Genomic DNA, 24,529 nt, shown 5'->3' on the forward strand with positions numbered 1-24,529 from the left:
GCAGAGGGCCTTTTATTTGCCCTCCAGTCCCGTCAGTTTTTGTTTGGCTTCGGCAATGATGGTCTGATCCGATGAGTTTTCGATGATGGAATTAAGCACGGCTTTGGCCTGGGCCAGTTCGTCCTGAGCGATGTTATTATCCGCCACCAGCAGGAACGCTTTGCCTTTCCAGTATTCGAACTCGGCAAAATTCTCGTTGAATTTCAGCAGCGTAGCCACCGATTCCTTGTACTTTTTCTGCCGGAACAGGATGTCGCCGAGGTAGTACTGGGCTTCGGCGCCGTTTACGTCCTTGGCCAGTGCGATCGTCCTGTCGAACTCGGTTTTAGCCGTTTTGTAGTCATTACGCGCAAACGCTATTTTGCCCAGCATCAATTGCGCCCGATTCTGAGCCCCCGCAACGACGCTACCCCCTGCTGCCAGTTCGCGGGCGATCGTCAGCGATGAATCCAGCTTGGGGTACACGAAATAGGTATCCATCAGGCCCAGTTGTGCTGTCACCTGATCGGCCCGATTCTGCGCCCGGTTCAGGATCGCCCGGTAGTTCCGGATGGCCTGGCTGTAGTTTTTCTGGCTGGATTCCAGCTCTGCCGCCCGCGTGGCCGCCCGCACCAGAAACTCCGTCTGGTTGCTCGAAACAATCTGGTTATAGTACCGGATAGCACTGGCCGGATCGTTGGTCTGCCGGTACGCTTCCGCCAGGTAGAACCGGGCTTCGTTCAGGTTCGGACTGGCCGGATAGTCCTGAATAAAGGATTGTAGCGACTGAACCGCCTGGTCGTATTTTTCGCTGAAATAAATGTTCTTTGCGTTGTCGAACTGAACGCGCTCGACGTCGGTGCTGGTTGGGTTATTCTTCTTGTATTGTCCCAGCACCTGCGAGAACTCTTCGGGGCGACCAGCGTCGCTGAGGGTATTCTGAATGCCCAGCAGCGCACTCTGCGCCTGTTCGGAGTCGCCGTAATCAGCCAGGATTTTCCGGTAGTCGCCAATGGCGTTGTCGTACTGCTGCAGGTTTCCGTAGGCAATGGCACGTTTGAGCAGGGCGGCTGGCACCAGCGTGCTCCGTGGTTTGTCGCGAATCAGCTTCGTGAAGCCCTGAATGGCGGCCTGGTACGATCCTTTTTCGAAATCTACGTTCGCCGTTTGCAGGAGCGATTCATCCACGAAGCGGGAATTGGGGAATTGCCGCTGCACCTGATCAAACTGGGCCTTGGCCTCCGAATCGCGGCCTACGTAGCTCAGAATGACGGCTTTCTGGTAGGCCGCATAATCTTTGTCCGGCGCGTTCTGGGCGATGGCCTGGTCATAGGAACGCATCGCGTTTTCGTACTGCTTACCCGCAAAATAGCAATCGGCCAGTCGAATGGTGGCATCCTGCACCTGAGCGGCCATGTCGGCACCGTCGGCGCTTTTACCGCGGGCTACGAAATCGCGGAAGTAGGGGAGCGCCCGGGCGTACTCTTTTTTGTTGTAGTACGCGTATCCCAGGGCGTATAAACTGCGGATAGCGTACTCGCTGCCCCCCTGACTAACCGTGGTGTAGAGGGGGATAGCCGTATCGTACTGGCGACCCGCCGAATAAGCTTCGGCTTTCCAGAACTGAGCACCCTGCTGCAGGTCTTTGTCAACCGGAAACTTCAGTGATTTGTCCAGGTTGGCTACCGCCTGCGGGTATCGTTCGGCGTTGAAATCGCTCACGCCCTGGTTGTAGGTCAGTCGTTGGTACGTACCGTTGATCTTGGGCGTCCGCCGTTTCAGCCCTTCGATGTAGGCAATGGCCGCCGGGTAATTGTTCGAGGCAAAATACGCTTCGCTGATAAGCTCGTTAGCTTCGTTTTCGAACGTACTACCGGGATAATCCTTAAGAAAAGCCGTCAGTTCTTTTACCGCATCAGCCCCGTTATTCTGGTCCAGCTGCAGCTTGGCGTGGTTGAACCGGGCTTCTTCCTGAATCTGGCGGTTATACGCCAGTCGACCTGCCTGATCGAAAGACGATAGCGCGAACGTTGGATTTTGCGTCTGTAAGTAACTAATCCCCAACGTATAGGCTGCGTACTGAGCTGTCGTGTCCTTGCCGCCCGACAGCGTTTTGAGCTGCGTGATGGCCTCCTGGTACGCATTGGTCCGGAACAGCGACTGCCCGTAGCGGAAACGTACCGCTCCCGGCGTGCGGGCTCCTGCGGCTGTTACGTAGCGTTTGTAGTAGGGGATAGCCTTCGCGAACTGATTCTGCTGGTAGTAAACCTCGGCAGTGAACAGAGCTACGTCGTTCAGGTTGGCTGCGTTGGAGCGCCGGAGCAAGGGCTCGGTATAAGCCAGCAGGTCGTCGAACCGACGCTGGCGATAGAGGGCCTGCGCGATCCAGTTAGGAACCTGATCCTGGTAGAGTGGATTCTTCTCGACCTTACGGAAATCGGTGACCGCTTCGTTGAAGTTGCGGTTTTGGAAATTAATGGCCCCCGCGTAGTAGGAAGCCGCCGGTGCGTCGGGTGAACTGGCATCGTTCTTCACCTCGTTGAGCAGCGGAAGCGCCCGTTGAAAATCCTGGGTATTGTAATACGACAGCGCCAGTTTGTATTTATTGGCTGTCTGCTGGGCATTGCTGCCGCCCTGCGCGATGGCTTTCTCCAGAAACCCCGTGGCTTTGGCGTAATCCTGCCGGTTGAAATAATACGTCCCCAGGTCACCGTAGAGCTGGCTGGATTTCGGGTGCTCGCTGTGGTTCTTGACAAACCGGTCGACAAGCAGTTCCGCGCCGGGTTCGTCAACGTACAGGCTCGTGAGCGCAACGTAGTACTCGGCCTCCACCACGTTCTGATTGTTGGTATTCAGCAGTGTGCGGGAGCCATTGCCGCGCAGAGGCTCCAGGTACTGCCGAAACTCGTAACGGGCAGCTGCATAATTGTTTTTTTCAAATAGCTCCAGGCCGTTGCGATAATGATAATCGGGTTCGGCATAACTCAGGGTGCGCTGGGCCGAAGCCGCCAGCGTCGTAAACAGCCCAAGGATCAGCGTAGAAACCAACCGGGCATATGAGAAACCGACTGGCCGGCTATGATCCAACCGGGTTTGGGAATGGGGCATAAACAAAATCAACGGTTGTGAATGCTTGGAATGCGTCGTAGCTTCGCCGACGGATTGCCAAAGTTCAGGTCAAATCTGGACAAAAAACGACGTATTCCTTGTTTCCGTATGAAAAAAAACGCCCGGCTGCTTTATTTACTTACTGTCTGGACATTTTTTGCCTCCCTTTCTTTAGCTGCCCGGCCACGCGCTGCGGAAGACCCGAATCCGGTCGCGCCAGCCGCCAGCATTACTTACACGCTGGCCATGCCTGAACCCCAAACGCATTACTTTGAGGTGACCATGCAGCTGAAAAACACGGCCGTAGCAACGGGAGCGCGGAAGAACGGTTACGTCGATATCAAGATGCCCGTCTGGACACCGGGGTCTTACCTGATCCGGGAATACGCGAAGAACGTAGAAGGCTTTTCGGCAACTGCCAGTGGCAAACCCGTGCGGAGCGAAAAAATTCGCAAGAATGCCTGGCGGGTGTTCAGTAATGACGACGACCTGACCATTCGCTACCGGGTGTACGCCAACGAACTCACCGTGCGGACGAGCTTCGTGGATGCGGATCACGGCTACGTTACTCCGGCCAGCATGTTTATGTTTCATGACGCGCTCAAAAGCCAGCCACACCGGGTTGTCGTGCAACCGTACACTACCTGGAAGAACGTGGCAACCGGTCTGAAACCGGTGTCTGGTGCAGCCTATACGTACGAAGCGCCGGACTACGATCGGCTGGTGGATTCACCGATTGAGATCGGTAATCATAAAACGTTCTCGTTCACGGCCAGCAACGTACCGCACACAGTGGCCATGTTCGGTGAGGTGGAGTACGACGAAAAGCGGCTGGCGGCTGACTACAAACGGGTCTGCGAAACGGCCGCCAGTGTCGTTGGCGAGCATCCCTGTCAGGACTACACCTTTATTGTGCACCACATCCCACAGGGGGGGGGCGGTCTGGAACACCTCAACTCCACAACCCTCGAAACGAACCGCTTTGCCTACGCCACCGAAGCCAACTACAAAGGCTTCCTGACGCTGGTGGCGCACGAGTATTTTCACCTCTGGAACGTCAAACGCATCCGGCCCATCGCGCTCGGTCCGTTTGACTACGAGAACGAGAACTACACCCACATGCTCTGGCTATCGGAGGGGTGTACGTCGTTTTACGAAGATTATATCCTGCGCCGGGCCGGTTACCATACCCCCGAAGCCTACCAGGATATTATTGCACTGGATATTACCCGGGTTGAAAACCAGCCGGGCAGCCATGTGCAGTCGGCCGCTGAATCGAGCTGGGATGCCTGGATCAAGGAGTACCGCCCCAACGAGAATTCAGCCAACACAACGATCTCGTACTACAGTAAAGGAAGCGTACTCGGGACTTTATTAAATCTGGCGATTCTGTCGGGAAGTGCCGGAGAAAGGAGTATGGACGACCTGATGCGGTATCTATACACCGAGTACTATAAAAAACAGAAGCGTGGCTTTACGGACGAGGAGTTCCGGCAGGCGGCCGAGCAGATAGCCGGTCAGCCGCTGAACGATTTCTTTTCCATCGCCGTCAACTCCGCCGACCCGATTGATTACAACCGGTACTTTGCCCCAGTGGGTCTGCAACTGCAGAACCGGGCAGCCAAAACGCAGGATGGCTATCTGGGCACCGCCACGACGGTAACGAACGGGAAGGTGTACGTAACGGGTGTGCGTCGCGGTTCTGCTGCCTACACCGACGGGCTGAACGTAGGCGATGAGATTATTTCCATCGATAGCGTGCGGGTGGGCGACGATCTGCTGCGGCTGATCAGCGGTCGCCGGGTGGGCGAAACGCTGAATGTATTGGTGAACCGGGGCGGCTTTCTGCGCCGGCTGCCGGTTACGCTGACGACAAATCCGCTGGCGAGTTACCGGCTGGCACCGCTTCCGAATCAGACCGCCGAGCAAAAAGCACTGTACAAGAAGTGGTTGTACATCAATTAACCGGTCAGCGGTGAATGATTTAGTATAAAAGAATATCGGAACAAATCGGTTGTGTGATCGTGATTTCCCGGTAATAGAACAATTCTGGCTATATTTAGCCTGTTTTGCGTACGTTTAAACATACCCTTTTTACATGGACCCGTTTCAGATTCAAAAAGCCCCGACCGTATACGATGTCATCGTCGTTGGTTCTGGTGCCGGGGGCGGCATGGCCGCTTACACCCTCGCGAAAGCCGGGGCCAAAGTAGCCCTGCTGGAAGCTGGTGGTTATTTTGACCCTGCCGATCCGAAGTACATTACTCAGCTGAAATGGCCCTGGGAGTCACCCCGTCGTGGTGCCAGCACAACCCGTCCGTTCGGTGATTTCGATGCGGCCTGGGGGGGCTGGGACATTGAAGGGGAACCCTACACAACCGCGAAAGGCACTGAATTCCACTGGTTCCGGTCGCGGATGCTGGGTGGCCGGACTAACCACTGGGGCCGGATTTCGCTCCGCTTCGCCCCCGACGATTTCCGCCGGAAAAGTATGACGGGCGTTGGCGAGGACTGGCCGATCGGCTACGATGATCTGAAACCTTTCTACGACCGCGTTGACCGCCTGATCGGCGTATTCGGCTCTGTTGAGAACATGCCGTCCGAGCCCGATGGCATCTTCCTGCCCCCGCCGAAGCCCCGTCTGCACGAGCTGATGATCCGGAAAGGAGCCCGCAGCATCGGTATTCCGGTCATTCCGTCGCGGCTGTCGATCCTAACCAAACCCATCAATGAGGAGCGCGGCCAGTGTTTCTACTGCAGCCAGTGCGGCCGGGCCTGCCAGGCCTATGCCGATTTCTCGTCGTCGTCGGTACTCGTTAAACCAGCCCTGAAAACGGGTAACGTAACGCTGGTGAACGGCGCGATGGTACGCGAAGTCCTGACCGATCCGAACACGGGCCTGGCGACCGGCGTAAGCTACGTCAACACCCAGACCCTGCAGGAAGTAACCGTAAAAGCCAAAGTTGTCGTGCTGGCTGCCAGCGCGGGCGAAACGGCGCGGTTGCTGCTTAACTCGAAGTCGAGCCGTTTCCCAACGGGCCTGGCCAACTCGAGCAACGTGGTCGGTAAATACATCAATGACTCCACGGGCGCATCCCGGTCGGCCTTCATTCCGGCCTTGATGGACCGCAAACGCTACAACGAAGATGGCGTAGGCGGGATGCACGTCTTTACCCCCTGGTGGCTGGATAACAAGAAACTGGATTTCCCGCGGGGCTACCACATCGAATACTGGGGCGGCATGGGCATGCCGGCTTACGGCTTTGGCTGGGGCATTGAAGGCATGAACGAAATGATTCCGGGCCGCGATGGAAAAAACAAAGCCGGCGGTGGCTACGGAGCCGGTCTGAAAGACGATTACCGCCGGTTCTACGGCGCGTACGTTGGGATGGCCGGGCGCGGTGAACCCGTCCCCCTCGAAAGCAACTACTGCGAAATCGACCCGAACGTTGTGGACAAATACGGTATTCCGGTACTCCGCTTCAATTACAAATGGTCGGATTACGAAGTGAAGCAGGCCAAGCACATGCAGGATACGTTCGAGGAAATTATTCACTCGATGGGCGGGATTGCACTGGGTAAGAAACCCGGTCCGGAAAACAACTACGGACTGGAAGCACCCGGCAAAATCATCCACGAGGTCGGAACGGCCCGCATGGGTAAAGATCCGAAGAACTCGGCGCTGAACGGGTACCAGCAGGCCCACGACGTGAAGAACCTGTTCGTGGTGGACGCGGCTGCGTTCCCATCGCAGGGGGACAAAAACGTAACGTGGACGATCCTGGCGTCATCCATGCGTACGTCGGAGTATCTGATTGACGAGGTGAAAAAGAAAAATATCTGACCATGAAACGCAGAGATTCCTTAAAAGCGTTATCGCTGACCGGTTTTGGCCTGGCCGTCACGCCCGTCGAAGCCGCTATTCCAGCGCCCCCCGAAAAACCCCTGGTCATACCGGGTGGCCGGCAGAAGTTTGAGGCCGAGCGGGATGCCAAACTGAACGCGCAGAAATTTTTTACGCCCCACGAACTGCAGACCGTAACCGTACTGTCGGACATTATCATCCCGGCCGATGAGCGGTCGGGTAGTGCGTCGCAGGCCGGGGTCCCCGCTTTCATCGAGTTTATCATGAAAGACATGCCGCAGAACCAGACCCCCATGCGGGGCGGCATCCGCTGGCTGGACAACACCTGCACCAAACGGTACGGTAAACCATTTGTTGAATGCACAAAAGCGCAGCAGATCGAACTGGTGGACCAGATTGCGTACCCGAAACTGGCGAAACCCGACATGACGCAGGGGGCAGCCTTCTTCTCGCTGATGCGTAACCTGACGGCGTCGGGCTTTTACAGCAGCCAGATGGGGGTTAAGGACCTCGGCTACGTGGGTAACGTGCCTAACCAGTGGGACGGTGTGCCCGATGACGTACTGAAACAGTACGGGCTGGCCTACGAAGAGCGCGAACTGAAAGGATACGATTACAAAGGTTAAGTAAAACTTTTCCACTAACGGCCGAGGCCCCGTTCGATGAGCGGGGCCTCGGCCGTTAGTGGCTAAACCGGCGTTTGAGGTAACTGGAGGTAACTGGAAGATAATATTGATAGGATTGGTTGAAAACCTTAGTGAATTACCGCTGGTTAGTATTACGAACCCTAATCCAGAATTTATGAATATTACCCTTGCTCAAGCCCAGCAGGCTGTAGAGGCTGCTAAACAAAAAGCCAGCGAGATCGGTACGCTGATGAACATTGCCGTGGTTGATGCTGGCGCTAACCTAACCGCTTTTGTGCGCATGGATGGTGCCTGGCTGGGTTCTGTCGACATCGCCATGCGAAAAGCCCGTACCGCCCGCTATTTCGACATGCCCAGCGGTGAACTAGGCAAACTTTCGCAGCCCGGTGGCTCACTCTACAACATAGAACACGCCAACGGTGGCCTGATTACGTTTCCGGGTGGAATTCCGATCAAAAATGCACAGGGGGAGATCATTGGGGCCATTGGCGTGTCGGGGAGTACCGTTGACAACGACCATACTGTTGCCCAGGCGGGCGTCGACGCTATCGTCTAATTCCATAGACTAGTAATAAAAAAGCCTTCGACTGCACAGCCGAGGGCTTTCTTATTGCCTTGTGTGTGAGACTGTTTGGATCAGTTACCCTGTTGCCAGATACAAAATAACGCCAGGGTCATGGCTTCGTTCGGATAGCCATGAAGCAAAGCAACAATAACCGCGGCCACTTATTAGACGATCGCGATGCCAGGAAGGCTCCTGTTCGGAAAAGATCTCCCTGTATTCGTGCGCTTGCCCACTCGCTCTTTATAGCTGATCAGAAAAACAAAGCTGGGTAAAACACCGGTAATCAGCCTACTGACTCATGTCAAGGAGGAATGGGGGAACATTTAACCAGAAATACCATACGATACCCCCGAATTTTGCGTACTTTTATGCCCCGTAACGACCAAAACAGGTTTGCATCATGGCGGCTACGGGACCAAAATCCGCGAAATATATTTTTGTTACGGGCGGGGTAACTTCATCACTTGGTAAAGGCATCATTGCCTCATCATTAGCGACACTTCTTCAATCTCGGGGGCTTACGGTAACGATCCAGAAATTCGATCCGTACATCAACATCGACCCTGGTACGCTTAATCCGTACGAACACGGCGAATGCTACGTTACCGACGACGGAGCGGAAACGGACCTGGATCTGGGGCACTACGAGCGCTTTCTGAATCGCCCCACTTCACAGGCCAACAACATCACCACGGGCCGTATTTACAACAACGTCATCACCCGCGAACGCCGGGGCGATTTTCTGGGAAAAACCGTACAGGTCGTACCGCACATCACCGATGAGATCAAACGGAACATCCGATTGCTGGGTGATACGGGTGAGTACGACATCGTCATCACCGAAATTGGCGGCTGCGTGGGCGACATCGAGTCGTTGCCTTTCGTGGAGGCCGTGCGCCAGCTGAAGTTCGAACTGGGCGAACGGGATACGCTCGTTGTGCACCTGACTTTGGTACCGTATCTGCAGTCAGCGGGCGAGCTGAAAACTAAACCCACGCAGCACTCGGTCCGGATGCTGCTGGAAAACGGGGTACAGCCCGACATCATTGTCTGCCGGACGGAGCACCCGCTGCCGCAGGATATCCGGCGGAAGATTGCCCTGTTCTGCAACGTACAGGTCAGCTCAGTGGTTGAAGCCATCGACGCCGATACAATTTACGACGTTCCCCTGCTGATGCAGAAGGAGCGGCTCGACCAGCGGGCGCTGTACATGCTGGGCATGTACAACGACAAGGACGCTGAGCTGGACGCCTGGAAAAACTTTCTGGGGCGGCTGCGAAATCCCGGCGAAACCGTACGGATCGGGCTGGTCGGGAAGTACGTCGAACTGCATGATGCCTACAAATCCATTGCTGAATCATTTGTTCACGCCGGGGCGCAGAACGAGTGTAAAGTAAAGCTGGAGTGGATTCAGTCCGAAACGCTGGTCGACGAACACCACTGCGCCGAAACCCTGCGTGACCTGGACGGTGTGCTGGTTGCCCCTGGCTTCGGCGAGCGCGGTATCGATGGCAAGATCAACGCCGTTCGTTTCGTGCGGGAGAATAACATTCCATTCCTGGGTATCTGCCTGGGCATGCAGATGTCGGTCATCGAATACGCCCGGAACGTACTGGGGATCGAGAACGCCCACTCGACCGAAATGGATCCGCATACCGACGCGCCCGTCATCAATATGATGGAGGAGCAGAAAAAAGTGACCGACATGGGCGGCACGATGCGGCTGGGCGCGTATCCCTGCAAGATCGAAAAAGACTCGCGGGCCTACCAGATCTACGGTAAAACGCAGATCAGCGAGCGGCACCGGCACCGCTACGAGTTCAACAACGACTACCTGGAGTCGTTTGCCAAGGCGGGCATGCGCGCTACGGGAATCAACCCCGAAACCGGTCTGGTCGAGATCGTTGAGGTAGCCAGTCACCCCTGGTTCGTGGGCGTTCAGTTCCACCCCGAGCTGAAAAGTACGGTGATGAATCCCCATCCGCTGTTCGTGCAGTTCGTCAAAGCGGGGCTGGCGTATCACCGGCAAAAGCAGGAAGCGCCGGTTTCGTCCGCTGATGCCAGCACGCTGACCACTCATGTAGAAACCGCGGACGTGGTTGATTAACCGCCCGGATTGGCGTATTTTTGCGCGACACAAGTGACCCCGTCCGGCCAGACTGGCCGGACGGGGTTGACTTTCAAACTTATAGAATGGATCGTAATCAAATTATCGGCATTGTCCTGATTCTGGCAATGCTGGTCGGCTACCAGTACCTGGTGCCAAAACCTGCACCGGAAAAGAAACCGGCGCAGCAAACCCAGACGAGTAAACCAAAGTCCGCATCTAGCGCGGCTGCTGCGATTGATAAAGCTGAACAACCGCTGGACTCCGCGGCTGCCCGCGCCCAGTTCGGTGACTTTGCGTCGGCCGCCACGGGCCAGGAGCAGGAGATTGTCCTGGAGAACAACGACATGAAAGTGACCTTCAGCACCCTGGGTGGCCGCGTGAAGGAAGTTGTCCTGAAAAACTACAAGACATTCGATCAGAAACCACTCGTGCTGATCGACAAGGAAAGCAGCCGGACTGTACTGGAACTGCCCACCCGCCAGGGTAAAGTTGATCTTCACCAGTTGTACTACCAGACAGACGCCCAAAGCGGCCCCGTTGGCGGACAACCCAAGCAGATTAGCTTCCGGGCAACGACGGGGTGCGGCAACGCCGTGGAGCAGGTATACACCATGCCCGCTGAAGGGTACGTACTGGGCTACGACCTGAAAATGAACGGCTTGAACAATACGGTAGCTGGTCAGAATATCCGCTTCTTCTGGGAAGATAAGATGAAGCAGTATGAGAATGACTTCATGAACAACCGCCGGGCGGCTACCATCGATTACCTGACGGAAGACGAGAACTTCGACAAACTGAAGGAAAGCGACGCCAGCGAAGAAGCAACGCTGGAGGAGCCGGTGCAGTGGTTTGCCATCAAGCACAAGTATTTCCTGTCGGCTTTTGTGGCCCAGAATACCCCCCTGCAAAAGGCTACGTTTAAAGCGTTGGTCAACCCCGGCGACAGCATCGTAAAAACTGCCATTGCCGACGTGAGTCTGCCGATTGCCGATGTGCAATCCGGCAAAGGACAGTACAAGTTTTACTACGGTCCCAACGATTTTCAGCTGCTGGGCGACGTAGCACCGGAGTTCGACCAGAACGTGTACCTGGGCTATTCGATCCTGAAGCCGATTAACAAATATTTCTTCGTACCGGTGTTCAGCTTCCTGGAGAAGTTTATCTCGAACTACGGCCTGCTGATTATTGCGCTGGTGGTGTTCGTGAAGCTGCTGTTGACTCCGTTAACGTACCGTTCGTACGTCAGTATGGCGAAAATGCGGGTGCTGGCCCCCGAGATTAACGAGATCAAGGAGCGCGTGGGCGACGACATGGCCAAGCAGCAGTCGGAGCAGATGAAGCTGTACCAGGAGGTGGGCGTAAGTCCGCTGAGTGGCTGTATTCCGGTGCTGGCAACCATGCCGATCCTGTTCTCGCTGTTCATGTTGTTCCCGAACCTGATCGAACTGCGGCAGAAAGCGTTCCTGTGGGCCGGTGACCTGTCGACCTACGATGCCTTCATTACGTTCCCCACGATTCCGTTCATCGGCAGCCACCTGAGTTTGTTCACGGTGCTGATGACGGCGTCGTCGATTGCGTATGCCTATTATAACAACCAGACGACGCCTACGCAGCCCGGTCCCGTGAACATGAAAGCGATGAGCTACGTGTTCCCGCTGATGTTCATGTTCGTACTGAACTCGTACCCCGCCGGTCTGACGTTCTACTATTTTGTGTCGAACATCGTGACCATCACCCAGCAACAGCTGATCCGTCGGTTCGTGGATGAGGGCAAGATTCGCGCGATTCTGGACGAAAACCGGGCCAAGAATGCAAAAGGTGAAGGCAAAAAGCCGGGCGGTTTCCAGGCCCTGCTGCAACGCCAGCTGGCGGCCGCCGACGAAGCCCGGAAACAGGCCGAAGAAGCGCAGCGGAAAGCCAGACCGAAAAAATAAACGACCGTACCGGCGTGATGACGCTTCTGCGGGCATCCCCCATTTGTTTACAAACAAAAGCAACGCCGGTGCGTTGCTTTTGTGTATTCATTGCACACAAAATCATGAATAGCCGAATACTTGGATATACCGGATTTATCGTTAGTCTGATCGGGTTACAGACGAGCCTGGCGCAGTCTCTGGTTGAGGGCAAAAGCCGCTATCAGGCCGCCGTCCGGCTGGTGCAGAGCAAGGCCTACGAGAAGGCGAAAACCGAGCTGAATACCATTATTCAGCGGGAGGGGCCTTACGCACCATTCGCCCATTACTATTACGCCCTGGCCTCGTTCCGGCAGAAGAATTACGCGCAGGCCCGGCTCATGCTGAAGCAGTTGATCGCCCGGTACCCGGATTGGGTACAGCTGGACGATGCGCAGTATCTGCTGGCGGCCAGTGCGATGGAGATGGGGCAGTACGAAGACGCGCTGACGGCGCTGGGCCGCATTGGGGATGCAATCATGCGGCCGGCCATGACGCAGCTCGAACAGACATTTATTCCCCGAATCACCGATCTACGGCGGTTGAAAAACCTGAACCGGGAATTCCCCGAAAACCGGACGGTGGGCCTGGCGCTGGTCGAGCTGATCCAGCGGACGGGCAGCGACAAAGCTGACCTGGAACTTTCGGATCGACTGACCAACCGATTTGGCGGGGCGGCTAACGCGGCAGCGCAGTCGTCGACATCGTCCCCCGAAACTGCGGCCCCGAACGCAGCCGCGACCTCGACTGTCCAACGTACCGGTCGCCCCAAAAATGGGTATACAGTAGCGGTGCTGTTTCCGTTCCGGTTGGATGAGTTTGACATCAATAAGCGCCGGGCGAATCAGTACGTGTACGACCTGTATAACGGCATGAAACTCGCCAACGAGAAACTCCAGGCGGAGGGGGTCGGGGTGAACCTGATGGCCTACGACCTGGATAACGACCCGAATAAGACCCTGGAGTTGGTTAGTTCGCCGGGTTTCTCGCGCACCGACCTGATGATCGGTCCACTCTACGTCGAACCGAACCGCATTGCTACGGCCTTTGCCAACCAGCAGAACATCTGGCTGCTGAATCCCATTGCGACCAATAGCGATCTGGTTGCCGAGCAGCCGATGGCGTTTCTGGTTCAGCCGTCACTGAACGAGCAGGCACGGGTAGCCGCCGAGCAGGCGCAGTCTTTTTCGGGCGCAAAACGTGTCGCTATCTATTATGGAACTTCGCGCAAGGATTCTCTACTGGCCACGGCCTACCGGCAGGAGCTACTGGCCCAGCGGTATCAGGTGGTCGATTTTCGGAAACTGACCGGCTCCGCCCAGAACATGGCAACCACCATGAAACTGACCGGAACGGGTCCGGCGAATGCCGCCCCGGCGGGGGGCTATACTTCGTCAGTCGGTCCGACGCTGCACCACGTATTCCTGGCCAGCAGCAACGAAGCCGATGGTCCGCGACTCGTCGAGGCCCTCAGCCGCCGAAAAGCCAACGCGCCCGTGGTGGCTACCTCGAGTGCCTTCGATCTGTATAAAAATCCGGGTTCGACCTTTTCGCGCCGTGATGTGTACCTGATCAGTCCCGATTTTGTGGACGCGGCCCGTCCATCGGTGGCTGCGTTTGACGACGAATATCTGGCGAAACGGAATACAATTCCCTCCATCTTTGCCCGGCAGGGATACGACATGCTGCTGTTTTTCGGTCGGCAGCTGGCAAAGAACGGTCCCGGTCCGGTGAACCGAAACGATATGCGTTCCGACGCCGACGATTACCTATTGGCTGGATTTGATTATACCCAAAGCAACGACAACCAGAACGTCCCCATCGTGAAATACCAGGATGGGCGGTTTGTACGAATTAATTAGTGAATGAGTGAATGAGTGAATGAGTGAATAGCTGCCGCAAGCTTTTGGCCCGCAGGCTAATCACTCATTCACTCATTCGCTCATTCGCTCATTCAACCTATGACAACGAGCGAACAACTTTTCGAGAAGGCAAAGACCCTGATTCCCGGTGGGGTGAACTCACCCGTGCGGGCGTTTCGGGCGGTAGGCGGTAATCCGCTGTTTATTAAATCGGCCAAAGGGCCGTACATCACCGATGAGGACGGTAATCAGTACATCGAGTTGATCAACTCCTGGGGACCAATGATCCTGGGGCATGCGTTCGAGCCGGTGGAAAAAGCCGTTCGGGATGCAATCCAGTATTCGTTTTCGTTCGGGGCTCCGACCCGCAAAGAGGTTGAGATGGCCGAGCTGATTACGCAGATGGTACCGTCGGTCGAAAAAGTGCGTATGGTGAACTCCGGCACCGAAGCCACCATGGCCGCGATCCGGGTGGCCCGCGGCTTTACCGGTCGGGACAAAATCATCAAATTTGAAGGCTGCTACCACGGCCACGGCGATTCGTTCCTGATAGCCGCCGGTAGCGGAGCCGTAACGATGGGCACCCCCGATTCACCCGGCGTAACCAAAGCCACGGCGGCTGATACGCTGACGGCACCCTACAATGACCTGGCGGCCGTAGAAGCCCTGCTCGACGCCAATCACAACCAGATAGCTGCTATTATTCTGGAGCCCGTTGTCGGGAATATGGGCTGTGTCCTGCCCGAAGCCGGTTTTTTGACGGGCCTGCGGGAATTGTGTACTAAACAGGGTATCCTGCTGATTTTTGACGAAGTGATGACGGGGTTCCGCCTGGCGAAAGGAGGAGCGCAGGAGCGCTTCGGCATTACGCCCGACCTCACAACGATGGGAAAAATTATCGGGGGCGGTATGCCCGTTGGCGCTTACGGCGGCCGGGCTGATATCATGAACGTCGTGTCGCCGGCCGGGCCGGTGTACCAGGCGGGTACGCTGTCGGGCAACCCCATCGCCATGTCGGCGGGGCTGGCTATGCTGCATCACCTGAATGCGCACCCTGAAGTGTACACACGACTGGAGGAAATCGGCGATAAACTCGTTACCGGTTTCCGGAATGGACTAGTGAAAGCGGGGCTGAACTATACCATTAATCATATCGGGTCCATGTTTACGCTGTTTATGACCGAGCGGCCGGTCACGAATTTTACGGAAGCTAAATCCTGTGATCTGCCCCTGTTTGGCCGTTATTTTCACGCCATGCTGAAGCGGGGGGTGTATCTGGCGCCGTCGCAGTTCGAGAGCCTGTTTCTCTCCGTCGCCCTGACCGACGACCTGATCGACCAGATTATTCGGGCGAACGAAGAAAGTTTACTGGAGATTGTTGGTTAGACAGGAGTGATGATTAAAGGAATCATCTTTGATTTTGACGGCACATTAGCCGATACGTTACCCTTGTGCATTCGGGCGTTTCGCTCGTCCATTGAGCCGCGTCTGGGCCGTTCGGTAAGCGATGCAGAGATTATTGCTACGTTCGGTCCGTCCGAACAAGGGACAATTCAAGCATTGATTCCGCACGCCTATGAGGAAGGGGTAACCGCGTACCTGGATTACTATCAGCAGTATCATGCCGAGTATCCCGACCTTTTTCCGGGGATTTCGCCCTTACTGGACGATCTCCGAAGTCGGCAAGTACGAATGGCACTCGTAACGGGAAAGGGAGAACGTAGCGCTGTCATGTCGCTTGATTTTTACCAGTTGACTCCGTACTTCAGCGATTTCGGGTACGGCAATCTGGCTGCCAATAGTAAAACCGGTAACATCAACCGGATCGTTGCTAACTGGGCGGTTCAACCAAAGGACGTCCTATACGTTGGTGATGCACCCAGCGATATTCTGGCCTGTCGGCAGGCCGGCGTGCCTATTGCCGCGGCTGCCTGGGCCAGTACCGCCGAGCCAGACCGGCTGGCTGAGCTACAGCCGGATGCGATGTTTGAGTCGGTTGGTACGTTTCACGAGTGGATACTCAAGCGGCTTTGATGCGGTATGCTATTCTCAATTATTATTCCCGTTTACAATCGTCCCGACGAACTGCGTGAGCTGCTGACGAGCCTGACCCGGCAGACGTACACCCGGTTTGAGGTGCTGGTGATCGAAGACGGTTCCGTGCAGAAAGCCGATGCGGTGGTGGGCGAGTTTACTGACAAACTTGCGATCCACTATTATGTCAAGCCAAATTCCGGGCAGGGGTTTGCCCGGAATTACGGCTTCGAACGGGCGACAGGCGATTACTTCGTCATTTTTGACTCCGACGCGCTGATTCCCCCGCATTATTTCGAGGCTGTGCAGCAACGGCTGACGACTGATTGGCTGGACGCCTACGGTGGGCCGGATGCCGCCCATGCTGATTTTACGCCGGTTCAGAAAGCCATCAGCTATTCCATGACGTCGCCCTTTACAACGGGGGGGATTCGGGGCAGCAAGAAAAATCTGGGCGGAACGTACCATCCCCGCAGCTTCAACATGGGCCTGTCGCGCGAAGTGTGGGAAACAACGGGCGGCTACAAACTGAGCCGGATGGGGGAGGATATCGAGTTCGCGATCCGGATCATTGAGCACGGCTTTAAAACGGGCCTGATTCCCAACGCCTTTATCTACCACAAACGCCGGACGAACTTCGCGCAGTTTTTCCGGCAGATTCGCTTCTTTGGTCGCGCCCGGATCAACATTTCCCGCTATTACCCCAGCGAACTGAAGCTGGTGCATACCTTTCCGGCCCTGTTCACGCTGTTTTTGTTCTCGGTACCCCTGTGGGCGCTGGTCAGTCCGGTGCTGTTCGCCCTGGCGGTGGGGGCGCTGGTCCTGCTGGCGGTGCTGATCCTGATCGATGCTACCCGGAAAGAAGGTAGTCTGCGGGTGGGACTGCTCAGCGTGGAAGCCGCTTTTGTGCAGTTAACCGCCTACGGGATCGGGTTTCTGGGAGAAGGCTGGAAACGCCTGTGGGAGCCGAAGCAGTTTCGGGAAACCGGTGCCGATATAGAATATCCGTCGTAGAACTGCCCGTTCGTAACTAAATTAGCGGGTGTTACGTTAAATTATTGTAACCTATTCCCGATCTGAGCATTCATGGCAAAACCTGTACAACCACCCGGCCGACAATTGATCAAACGCATGAGCACCCGCACCAAATGGCTGCTGCTGGCTCCGGTCAGTCTGCTGTTGGTTGGCGCAGGGTTGTGTGTGTTCAGCGAAGCAGCCCACGCTAAACAGATGGGAGCTCCATTCCGGCAATGGTTTCTGTGGGGGACGTATAGCCTGATTTTATTTAATGGCGGGCTGTCCCTGTTTGGGCAGGCGGTGCGCTTCCGGGTACAAATCGATTACCGCCGGTTCGTGCGCCGGGAGCTGAAAAAAGTAAGCCGGGAACGGCCCCGTCAAAAACGAAAAACCTCGCCGAATCGGGGCGAGGCTTCCTGACGAGGTAAAGTAAACGGCGGTTTACGCTGCTTTCTTCTCGGCGAACGATGCTTTGATCGCGTCCACATCAACATTTTTGATGATCGGTTTACGCAGCAATTGCTTGATGGCGTTGGTTTTGTTATTAGCAATGGCCCGGTTCCGGCGGCCTTTACGTTTCAGTTCAGTAACTCCCATGACTTTATTTAAGTGAAATTGTCGGTTCTCGTTCGATTGCCTGACAACAATGACGCGTCGGTGAGACCCAGACTGTTGACAAAGCAGGCGCAAAAATAGCGTTTTTGCGGGACAAAGTAAATCCTTCGCCGTAATTTTGCGGCTTGTTTAGGGCCTTTGAGCGGCTAAACACCACTATTTTCTGGATTGATCGCCCGTGCGTTTGCGCCGGGCACCCCGTACAATGCAAAAACCAACCTTACCCAAAGGTACCCGTGATTTCGGCCCGACGCAGATGCGGAAGCGGCTTTTTATTTTTGATACCATCCGCCAGACGTTCCAACGCTTTGGCTTTCAGCCCCTCGAAACCCCCTCAATGGAAAATCTGTCGGTGCTGACGGGGAAATACGGTGATGAAGGCGATCAGCTGCTGTTTAAAATCCTTAACTCCGGTGATTTCGCGGGTGGGCTGACCGAACCGGACCTGACTGCGGGTAGCAAAGCCCTGACACCAAAAATCGCCGAGAAAGGACTACGTTACGATCTGACCGTGCCGTTTGCGCGCTACGTGGTCATGAACCGCAACTCGCTGGCGCTGCCCTTCAAGCGCTACCAGATGCAGCCCGTCTGGCGCGCCGACCGACCGCAGAAGGGGCGCTACCGGGAGTTTTACCAATGTGATGCTGACGTTGTGGGGACGGACTCGCTGCTATGCGAAGCCGAAATTATTCTGATGATCCATGAGGTGTTTCAAAATCTGGGGATTGCTGACTTTACTTTGAAAGTTAACAACCGGAAAATCCTGGCGGGTATCGCAGAGGTAGTTGGTGCACCAGGGCAGGAGGCAATCCTCAGCGTTGCCATCGACAAACTCGACAAGATCGGTACAGATGGTGTGATGAATGAACTTCGTGAGCGTGGATTCAATGAAGAAACGCTTAATAAGTTAGACCAATTATTTTCTAGCCAAAATGTGGGAAATAATCAGGACGTATTACGCAGATTAAAAGGATTATTTTATAATTCAGCAATAGGCGAGAATGGCGTAGAAGAATTAGAAGAGGTATTCCGATTGGTTAAAGAATATGGCCTGAGTGATTTGCAGGCGAAGTACGAACTTGATATCACATTAGCTCGTGGCCTATCGTACTATACCGGGGCTATTTTTGAGGTCAAAGCGAATGGCGTTTCAATTGGCAGCGTCAGTGGGGGCGGCCGGTACGACAATCTGACGGGGGCCTTTGGCATGCCGGGCTTGTCGGGTGTCGGGATTTCCTTTGGGGTAGACCGGATTTACGACGTCATGGACGAACTGGATTTGTTTCCGGCCAGCGCCGGACAGGGGACCACTGTTTTATTCGTTCCTTTCGAGGCAGAGGCCCGTGCGGTGGCTCTGCCGCTGCTGAGTCAGCTACGGGCCACGGGTATTGCCGCCGAGGTGTACCCCGATCTGGTGAAGGTCAAAAAGATGCTCGACTACGCCAACGCCAAACAGATTCCCTACGTAGCGCTGATCGGCTCCGAGGAAGTACAGACCAATACCGTCTCCCTGAAAAATATGGTCACCGGCGAACAGCGCCGGGTGGCCCAGGATGAACTGGTTCAGCTGAACTGGTCAGCCAACTGACCCTGTTTGGATCGTTTCTTCGTATAAATTACCCGTTGCCAATGATCCGGAAAAGTACCGGTGAGGTTTGCAACGGGTAATTTTCGTTTTGGCCGGGTAGAAGCCGATCAATCAGGCTTTTTGGGTGTATGAACGGACAGGTCGGAGGGGGCAAGAATAACGCTGCCATAGGGCTGTGGCTGCTGCTTTTAGTAGCGGTTGTCGGCTGTCACGCGCCCGATGCCGTTATTCCGTCAGCCGGCCCTGCGCCGGTTCCCGTCGTGACCACGCCCCCCAGCGTCAGCCTGACCGTACCATTTGTCTATGTGGGCAGTTACGATAACCACCTCTACGCCCTGGATACCACCAATGGAGCGGTACGCTGGTCGTTTCGGGCCGATACGTCCATTCATTCCAGCCCGGTTGTTGCCTATGGTATGGTTTACGTGGGCAGCAACGATTACAGCCTCTACGCACTGGATGCCGCGACGGGAACGCGTCGCTGGACCTTTCGGACGGGCGCGGCCGTTTATTCAAGTCCTACCGTCGTCGACGGGCGGCTGTTCGTGGGCAGCCAGGATGGAACGCTGTACGCGCTGGATGCCACGACGGGTAGCCTGCTCTGGGTGCTGAATACGTCCTTCGGGTTGGCGAGTCGCGTGTATGGATTGTATAGTAGTCCAGCCGTGCTGAACGGGATGGTGTATATTGGGGGTCAGGATAATGACGTGTACGCCGTCGACGCGGCTACCGGTCGGCTGCGCTGGCGATTTCGGACTCAGGGGCATATTCTATCGAGCCCCATAGCGGTTGGGAACACCGTATACATCGGCAGCTCGGACAAACGGCTGTACGCGCTGTACGCGGCTACGGGGACCCGGCGCTGGGCTTTTGCCACCGACGAGATTATTTACGCCAGTCCGGTAGTAGCCAACGGTGTCGTGTACGTGGGGAGTTACGACAACAACCTGTACGCGCTGGACGCGGCCACGGGCACGGTGCGCTGGCGGTTCCGGACTAATACGTCGATTTACGCCAGCCCGGTCGTCGTGGGCAACCTGGTCTACCTGGCCAGTCGCGATCATTCCCTTTACGTAATAGATGCGGCTACGGGGCGGGGAAATCAGCTGTTTCAGGCTAACTATGATCTGTACGCAACCCCGCTGGTGACGGGCGGTACGGTCTACGTAGGAAGTAATGATACGCGTTTCTATGCTATTGATCGGTCGTCGGGCCGAGTACGCTGGTCGTTCCAGACGGGGGGTGTTATTGTGTCGAGCCCGGTGCTGGCGCAACGGAACAAAACAGTTGGGATCTATCCAACCATTAGTGGTGCCAAATAAATCGATGAGACGGGACGGAAAACACAACGAACAGAACAACCGACGCCTGGTCAACTGGTTACTCCTGGGATTAGGGGGGTGGCTATGCCTGAGCCAGGGCTGCGTTAGTCCCTATGATGCAAACAGACAACTGAGCGCCAACTTGGTGGTCGTCAATGGGATCATTACGGATCAGCCTGGAACGCAGACCATTTTCTTGAGCCGGGCGCGATCGAGCGCGGACTCCAGCGCTACCACGCCAATCCAGCGGGCCGCTATAATGCTGGCCGTTAACGGGGAAACTATTGTTTCGCTGCGGGAGGTGCAGCCGGGTGAATATCAATTGCCCGACGGCTTCGTGGGCAAAGTGGGTAACACCTACCAACTACGGTTTCGGACAGAAGAGGGAGTCGCCTATCAGTCGTCGGTGGAAACGATGGTCGGCGTACCGGCTATTCTTCGAACGTATGATACGTATAACCCCCTAGGACCCAAGAAAACGGCGGATGCGTTACCGACGCCCGTCAACGATATTTACGTCGATTTTCAGGATCCGGCGGGTGCCCGTAATTTTTATCTCTGGCGGTGGCGACTCTACGAAACTCAGCGGTGGTGCGCTACCTGTGAGCAGGGGCGGTACGTCGTGCAGGATATCGGTCCGTTGGGAAGTGGCCCCTTAATGGTGCTAGGCTGCGTGCGGGATACGACCCTGCCGACGCGAAATCTATTCGATTACCCGTGCCGGGGCCTGTGCTGGGATATTTTTTACAACCAGGATATCGATGTGTTCGCCGACAGTTATACCAACGGGCAACTCCAGGTGGGGCATAAAGTAGCGAGCGTACCGATCTACCAGCTTGACAAGGCGTCAATTACTATCGAGCAACTGTCGCTATCGGCGGATGCGTACCGCTATTACAAACTGTTCGCCGAACAGACGCAGAACACGGGAACGCTGGCCGACTCGCCCCCGGCGCCAATTGCGGGAAACGTCCGGAACCTGGCCGACCCGACCGAGAACGTCGTTGGGTATTTCTCGGCGGCTTCCGTGTCGACCAGCAGTCACCGGATTGTGCGTTCGAACGTACCGGCGTCGGCGGGGCGGTTTCAGGGCCTGTTCAATGCCGTCAACGGGCGGATGCCGAACCTGGAAACGGGCCGGAACGGCGGTCAGGGATTTTCCGGTGTTTCATCGGCCGTCTGTATTCCCAGCCGCTCCCGGACTGATCAGGTGCCGCCCGGCTGGTAACTGGTGCATGAAAACCGCTTAACGGAAGGTTTAACAAACGTTTCAATGGGGAGAATGATACGGCTGGCGATGGTAGGAGTGTTGCTGAGTGGGCTGGTTCGGGCGCAGACGATCCGGCTCAGTGGCATTGTCAGCGATTCGGCCACGGGGAAACCGCTGGTCGGGGCTGCCGTGATCATCGACTATCAGAAACACCTGACGGGAACCCACACGGACGAGCACGGCCACTACGCCCTCGACGTATCGCCCCAGGAGCACATCATCATTGTCCGTCTGGTGGGCTACACGCCGGTGCGCCGGGTCGTTCCCCGTAGCACCGGTCCCCGCACCGTGAATATTAGCCTAGTGACAGTCGAAAGTCACCTGGAAGAAGTGATCGTGACCACAAAGGGGTTCGACCAGACAATACGTCAGCCCATCCTGGGTGTCAATCAGCTCAATATCAATGCGCTGCGAAAACTGCCGTCCGCGCTGGGCGAAGTTGATCTGCTGCGGGGGTTGCAGGTACTGCCCGGCGTTAGCAGCGTGGGTGAAGCCGCCAACGGGCTCAATATCCGGGGCGGCACTACCGATCAGAACCTGATTCTGCTCGACGAGACACCAATATTTAACCCGACCCACATGTTTGGCTTGTTTTCCGTGTTCCCGCCCGATGTGCTTGGCTCGGTCAATCTATACAAGGGCAACGTACCGGCTCGCTTCGGTGGGCGGGCGGCCTCGGTGCTGGACGTTTCCCTGCGCAATCCCGGCCTGGATTCGCTGCGGGGATCGGGGGGCATTAGTGTAGTTTCCAACAAACTGACGCTGGAGGTGCCACTCGTGAAAAACCGCCTGGCGATCCTGGTGTCGGGTCGCGGGGCGTTCAACGACTTTCTGCTGCCCCTGGCGAGCGAGCGGCTGCGGGGTATTCGGGCCCAGTTTGGCGATGGCGTGATCAAAGCGTTCTGGCGGGTAAACGACCGGAACACACTGACGGGAATGATTTATGGCAGTAAAGACAATTTCCAGACGCCCCTGCTGGCGAATCTGCCCAACGTAAACGGTACCGCGACCCGCTACGACCACCAGACGCTGAATGGACTATTGCGCTGGTTTACAGCCCTGTCACCACAGCTAAACCTGCAAACCTCGCTGGTATACGTGCATTACGTTCCCCGGATTCTGTCGCCCGAACTGGATGGTAATCTGGTCAGCCTACGTTCCTCGGTGCTACAGCGGCAGTTCAGTTCAACCCTCAATTATCAGAAACTGAATCAGAAACTGGACGTCGGCCTGACCGCCACCCATTACCGTATTGAACCTGGTACGCTGCTGCCGGGGCAGAGTCAGCAGGTGAACTACGTAACGACGCCCACCGAAAATGGACTGGAAGTGGCCCTGCACGCTGATTACGAACGTAATGTCAGTGAGCGGCTGGCCCTCTCGGCAGGTCTTCGGTATTCGGGCTTTTTATCGCTGGGGCCGGCGCTGGTTCGCCGGTACGCGGCTGGGGAGTCGCGGGATGATTTTTCGGTGATCGACTCAGTTTTGTACCGGGCGGGGCAGGTGAGCAAGGCGTACGGCGGGCCGGAGCCTCGTTTGGGAATTCGGTACTCGCTGTCGCCCAACGCGTCGCTGAAATTTGGGTATAACCTGATGCGGCAGTATCTGCAACAGGTCACCAATACCACAACGCCCCTGCCGACGTCGCGCTGGAAAACCGCGGATGCCAATATCCGCCCCCAGGTGAGTCAGCTCGTGACCGCGGGGTATTTCCTTAGTTTCAAACGGAACATCTACGAACTGACGGCCGAAGGGTACTACCGGGCCACGCAGCACATCATCGACTACAAACCCGGCGCTGACTTTTTGTTACAGCCGTACCCCGAAACGCAACTCTTGCAGGGACGTAGCGTGGCGTACGGGCTGGAACTGATGGTGAGTAAGAAGAAAGGGGATCTGACGGGCTGGGTGAATTACACCTATGCCCGGACGCTGAACCAGGTGAATCAGGGCGTCTCGGTTGAGCAGGCGATCAACGCGGGGCGCTGGTACCGCGCCAACTACGACCGCCCTCATACTCTCAACGCTAACATGACCATCGACGTGGGGCGGCACAACACCTTTAGTTTTACGTTTGCCTACAGCACCGGCCGACCCTATTCAAGCCCGACGGGCTACGTCAGTATCAACGGCGCGCAGTTTCCGTACTATGGCGAGCGAAACAACGAGCGGCTGCCCGACTACCACCGGCTGGACCTGGCCTGGAACATCTACAACCCCAGTATGCGGCACCGGCGCTGGGAGGGACGCTGGGCGTTTACTATCTATAATCTGTACGGGCAGCCGAACGCCTATTCCGTCTTTTTCCGCACGGAGAACGGGAAGACCAATCCGTATCAACTCCAGATCTTCGCGGCTCCAATCGTATCGCTGGCTTACAATTTTGTCTTCAAATAGGTGCTTGCTACCGGTTCAGCCGCTGAGTATATATGGCAATATTGGTACAATCGCCAGTCTCACGCTGGTTGAGATCGAGGGGAATTATTGCCTACTGTGCGTTAGGTATACAGAATAATTATAGGGTTTTGGACGATACTAAAGCGACTTTGTTTTTCGCAAATTCAGAGGCTATTGCAACGGTAGGCTGCCCGAGCA

At 56.0% G+C, this 24,529-nt stretch carries 17 protein-coding genes; 15 read left to right on the plus strand and 2 right to left on the minus strand.

The window, feature by feature from the left end:
• Window positions 1-12: 12 nt before the first annotated feature.
• Complete coding sequence (locus HU175_RS15380) at window positions 13-3,087, minus strand: tetratricopeptide repeat protein (RefSeq protein WP_176567432.1); 3,075 nt, start codon at window positions 3,085-3,087, stop codon at window positions 13-15.
• 108 nt (window positions 3,088-3,195) lie between these two features.
• On the opposite strand from HU175_RS15380, the gene HU175_RS15385 reads away from it, so the two are divergent.
• The 11 genes from HU175_RS15385 to HU175_RS15435 all read left to right on the plus strand — a co-directional run bounded on the left by HU175_RS15385 (window position 3,196) and on the right by HU175_RS15435 (window position 17,559).
• Entirely contained in the window at window positions 3,196-5,052 is a 1,857-nt protein-coding gene (locus tag HU175_RS15385; RefSeq protein WP_176567433.1) for a M61 family metallopeptidase, read from the plus strand.
• Between the two features lie 133 nt (window positions 5,053-5,185).
• Window positions 5,186-6,931 carry a GMC family oxidoreductase gene (locus HU175_RS15390; protein WP_176567434.1) on the plus strand — a complete coding sequence of 582 codons (1,746 nt, stop codon included), beginning with the start codon at window positions 5,186-5,188 and terminating at the stop codon, window positions 6,929-6,931.
• A gap of 2 nt (window positions 6,932-6,933) precedes the next feature.
• Complete coding sequence (locus HU175_RS15395) at window positions 6,934-7,578, plus strand: gluconate 2-dehydrogenase subunit 3 family protein (RefSeq protein WP_176567435.1); 645 nt, start codon at window positions 6,934-6,936, stop codon at window positions 7,576-7,578.
• Window positions 7,579-7,753: 175 nt separating this feature from the next.
• The gene (locus HU175_RS15400) at window positions 7,754-8,155 is read left to right on the plus strand and encodes a GlcG/HbpS family heme-binding protein (RefSeq protein ID WP_176567436.1); all 402 of its coding nucleotides are present in this window, start codon (window positions 7,754-7,756) and stop codon (window positions 8,153-8,155) included.
• A gap of 409 nt (window positions 8,156-8,564) precedes the next feature.
• Window positions 8,565-10,271 carry a CTP synthase gene (locus tag HU175_RS15405; RefSeq protein WP_176567437.1) on the plus strand — a complete coding sequence of 569 codons (1,707 nt, stop codon included), beginning with the start codon at window positions 8,565-8,567 and terminating at the stop codon, window positions 10,269-10,271.
• Between the two features lie 86 nt (window positions 10,272-10,357).
• Window positions 10,358-12,208 (plus strand): membrane protein insertase YidC, encoded by a 1,851-nt coding sequence (yidC, locus tag HU175_RS15410; protein ID WP_176567438.1) that lies wholly within the window; start codon window positions 10,358-10,360, stop codon window positions 12,206-12,208.
• 104 nt (window positions 12,209-12,312) lie between these two features.
• Window positions 12,313-14,088, plus strand: coding sequence for a tetratricopeptide repeat protein (locus tag HU175_RS15415; RefSeq protein ID WP_176567439.1), 1,776 nt, complete (start codon window positions 12,313-12,315; stop codon window positions 14,086-14,088).
• A gap of 99 nt (window positions 14,089-14,187) precedes the next feature.
• Window positions 14,188-15,474, plus strand: a complete 1,287-nt coding sequence (gene hemL, locus HU175_RS15420; protein ID WP_176567440.1) for a glutamate-1-semialdehyde 2,1-aminomutase — start codon at window positions 14,188-14,190, stop codon at window positions 15,472-15,474.
• A 9-nt stretch (window positions 15,475-15,483) separates the two neighbouring features.
• Complete coding sequence (locus HU175_RS15425; protein ID WP_176567441.1) at window positions 15,484-16,122, plus strand: HAD family hydrolase; 639 nt, start codon at window positions 15,484-15,486, stop codon at window positions 16,120-16,122.
• Between the two features lie 6 nt (window positions 16,123-16,128).
• The gene (locus HU175_RS15430) at window positions 16,129-17,136 is read left to right on the plus strand and encodes a glycosyltransferase (protein ID WP_176567442.1); all 1,008 of its coding nucleotides are present in this window, start codon (window positions 16,129-16,131) and stop codon (window positions 17,134-17,136) included.
• 72 nt (window positions 17,137-17,208) lie between these two features.
• The gene (locus tag HU175_RS15435) at window positions 17,209-17,559 is read left to right on the plus strand and encodes a hypothetical protein (protein WP_176567443.1); all 351 of its coding nucleotides are present in this window, start codon (window positions 17,209-17,211) and stop codon (window positions 17,557-17,559) included.
• Between the two features lie 21 nt (window positions 17,560-17,580).
• Here the strand turns inward: HU175_RS15435 and HU175_RS15440 are convergent, their stop codons facing one another.
• A complete protein-coding gene (locus tag HU175_RS15440) occupies window positions 17,581-17,736 on the minus strand; it encodes a hypothetical protein (protein ID WP_176567444.1) in 156 nt (51 codons plus the stop codon).
• A gap of 223 nt (window positions 17,737-17,959) precedes the next feature.
• On the opposite strand from HU175_RS15440, the gene hisS reads away from it, so the two are divergent.
• The 4 genes from hisS to HU175_RS15460 all read left to right on the plus strand — a co-directional run bounded on the left by hisS (window position 17,960) and on the right by HU175_RS15460 (window position 24,331).
• Window positions 17,960-19,342 carry a histidine--tRNA ligase gene (gene hisS / locus HU175_RS15445; protein WP_176567445.1) on the plus strand — a complete coding sequence of 461 codons (1,383 nt, stop codon included), beginning with the start codon at window positions 17,960-17,962 and terminating at the stop codon, window positions 19,340-19,342.
• A 128-nt stretch (window positions 19,343-19,470) separates the two neighbouring features.
• Window positions 19,471-20,664: a PQQ-binding-like beta-propeller repeat protein gene (locus HU175_RS15450; protein WP_176567446.1), complete on the plus strand. Its 1,194-nt coding sequence runs from the start codon at window positions 19,471-19,473 to the stop codon at window positions 20,662-20,664.
• A gap of 4 nt (window positions 20,665-20,668) precedes the next feature.
• Complete coding sequence (locus HU175_RS15455) at window positions 20,669-21,892, plus strand: DUF4249 domain-containing protein (protein ID WP_176567447.1); 1,224 nt, start codon at window positions 20,669-20,671, stop codon at window positions 21,890-21,892.
• Between the two features lie 45 nt (window positions 21,893-21,937).
• Window positions 21,938-24,331: a TonB-dependent receptor gene (locus HU175_RS15460; protein WP_176567448.1), complete on the plus strand. Its 2,394-nt coding sequence runs from the start codon at window positions 21,938-21,940 to the stop codon at window positions 24,329-24,331.
• Window positions 24,332-24,529: the final 198 nt, after the last annotated feature.

It is taken from the genome of Spirosoma sp. KUDC1026 (genome assembly GCF_013375035.1).
Lineage (GTDB): Bacteria > Bacteroidota > Bacteroidia > Cytophagales > Spirosomataceae > Spirosoma.

Excerpts from the sequence above, each read along its gene's own strand:
- HU175_RS15425 (WP_176567441.1), top strand. The coding sequence starts at position 15,484 with ATGATTAAAGGAATCATCTTTGATTTTGACGGCACATTAGCCGATACG.
- HU175_RS15400 (WP_176567436.1), top strand. The coding sequence starts at position 7,754 with ATGAATATTACCCTTGCTCAAGCCCAGCAGGCTGTAGAGGCTGCTAAA.
- yidC (WP_176567438.1), top strand. The coding sequence starts at position 10,358 with ATGGATCGTAATCAAATTATCGGCATTGTCCTGATTCTGGCAATGCTG.
- HU175_RS15460 (WP_176567448.1), top strand. The coding sequence starts at position 21,938 with ATGGGGAGAATGATACGGCTGGCGATGGTAGGAGTGTTGCTGAGTGGG.
- HU175_RS15395 (WP_176567435.1), top strand. The coding sequence starts at position 6,934 with ATGAAACGCAGAGATTCCTTAAAAGCGTTATCGCTGACCGGTTTTGGC.
- HU175_RS15435 (WP_176567443.1), top strand. The coding sequence starts at position 17,209 with ATGGCAAAACCTGTACAACCACCCGGCCGACAATTGATCAAACGCATG.
- HU175_RS15415 (WP_176567439.1), top strand. The coding sequence starts at position 12,313 with ATGAATAGCCGAATACTTGGATATACCGGATTTATCGTTAGTCTGATC.
- HU175_RS15450 (WP_176567446.1), top strand. The coding sequence starts at position 19,471 with ATGAACGGACAGGTCGGAGGGGGCAAGAATAACGCTGCCATAGGGCTG.
- HU175_RS15455 (WP_176567447.1), top strand. The coding sequence starts at position 20,669 with ATGAGACGGGACGGAAAACACAACGAACAGAACAACCGACGCCTGGTC.
- HU175_RS15385 (WP_176567433.1), top strand. The coding sequence starts at position 3,196 with ATGAAAAAAAACGCCCGGCTGCTTTATTTACTTACTGTCTGGACATTT.
- HU175_RS15440 (WP_176567444.1), bottom strand. The coding sequence starts at position 17,736 with ATGGGAGTTACTGAACTGAAACGTAAAGGCCGCCGGAACCGGGCCATT.
- hemL (WP_176567440.1), top strand. The coding sequence starts at position 14,188 with ATGACAACGAGCGAACAACTTTTCGAGAAGGCAAAGACCCTGATTCCC.
- HU175_RS15405 (WP_176567437.1), top strand. The coding sequence starts at position 8,565 with ATGGCGGCTACGGGACCAAAATCCGCGAAATATATTTTTGTTACGGGC.
- HU175_RS15390 (WP_176567434.1), top strand. The coding sequence starts at position 5,186 with ATGGACCCGTTTCAGATTCAAAAAGCCCCGACCGTATACGATGTCATC.
- HU175_RS15380 (WP_176567432.1), bottom strand. The coding sequence starts at position 3,087 with ATGCCCCATTCCCAAACCCGGTTGGATCATAGCCGGCCAGTCGGTTTC.
- hisS (WP_176567445.1), top strand. The coding sequence starts at position 17,960 with ATGCAAAAACCAACCTTACCCAAAGGTACCCGTGATTTCGGCCCGACG.
- HU175_RS15430 (WP_176567442.1), top strand. The coding sequence starts at position 16,129 with ATGCTATTCTCAATTATTATTCCCGTTTACAATCGTCCCGACGAACTG.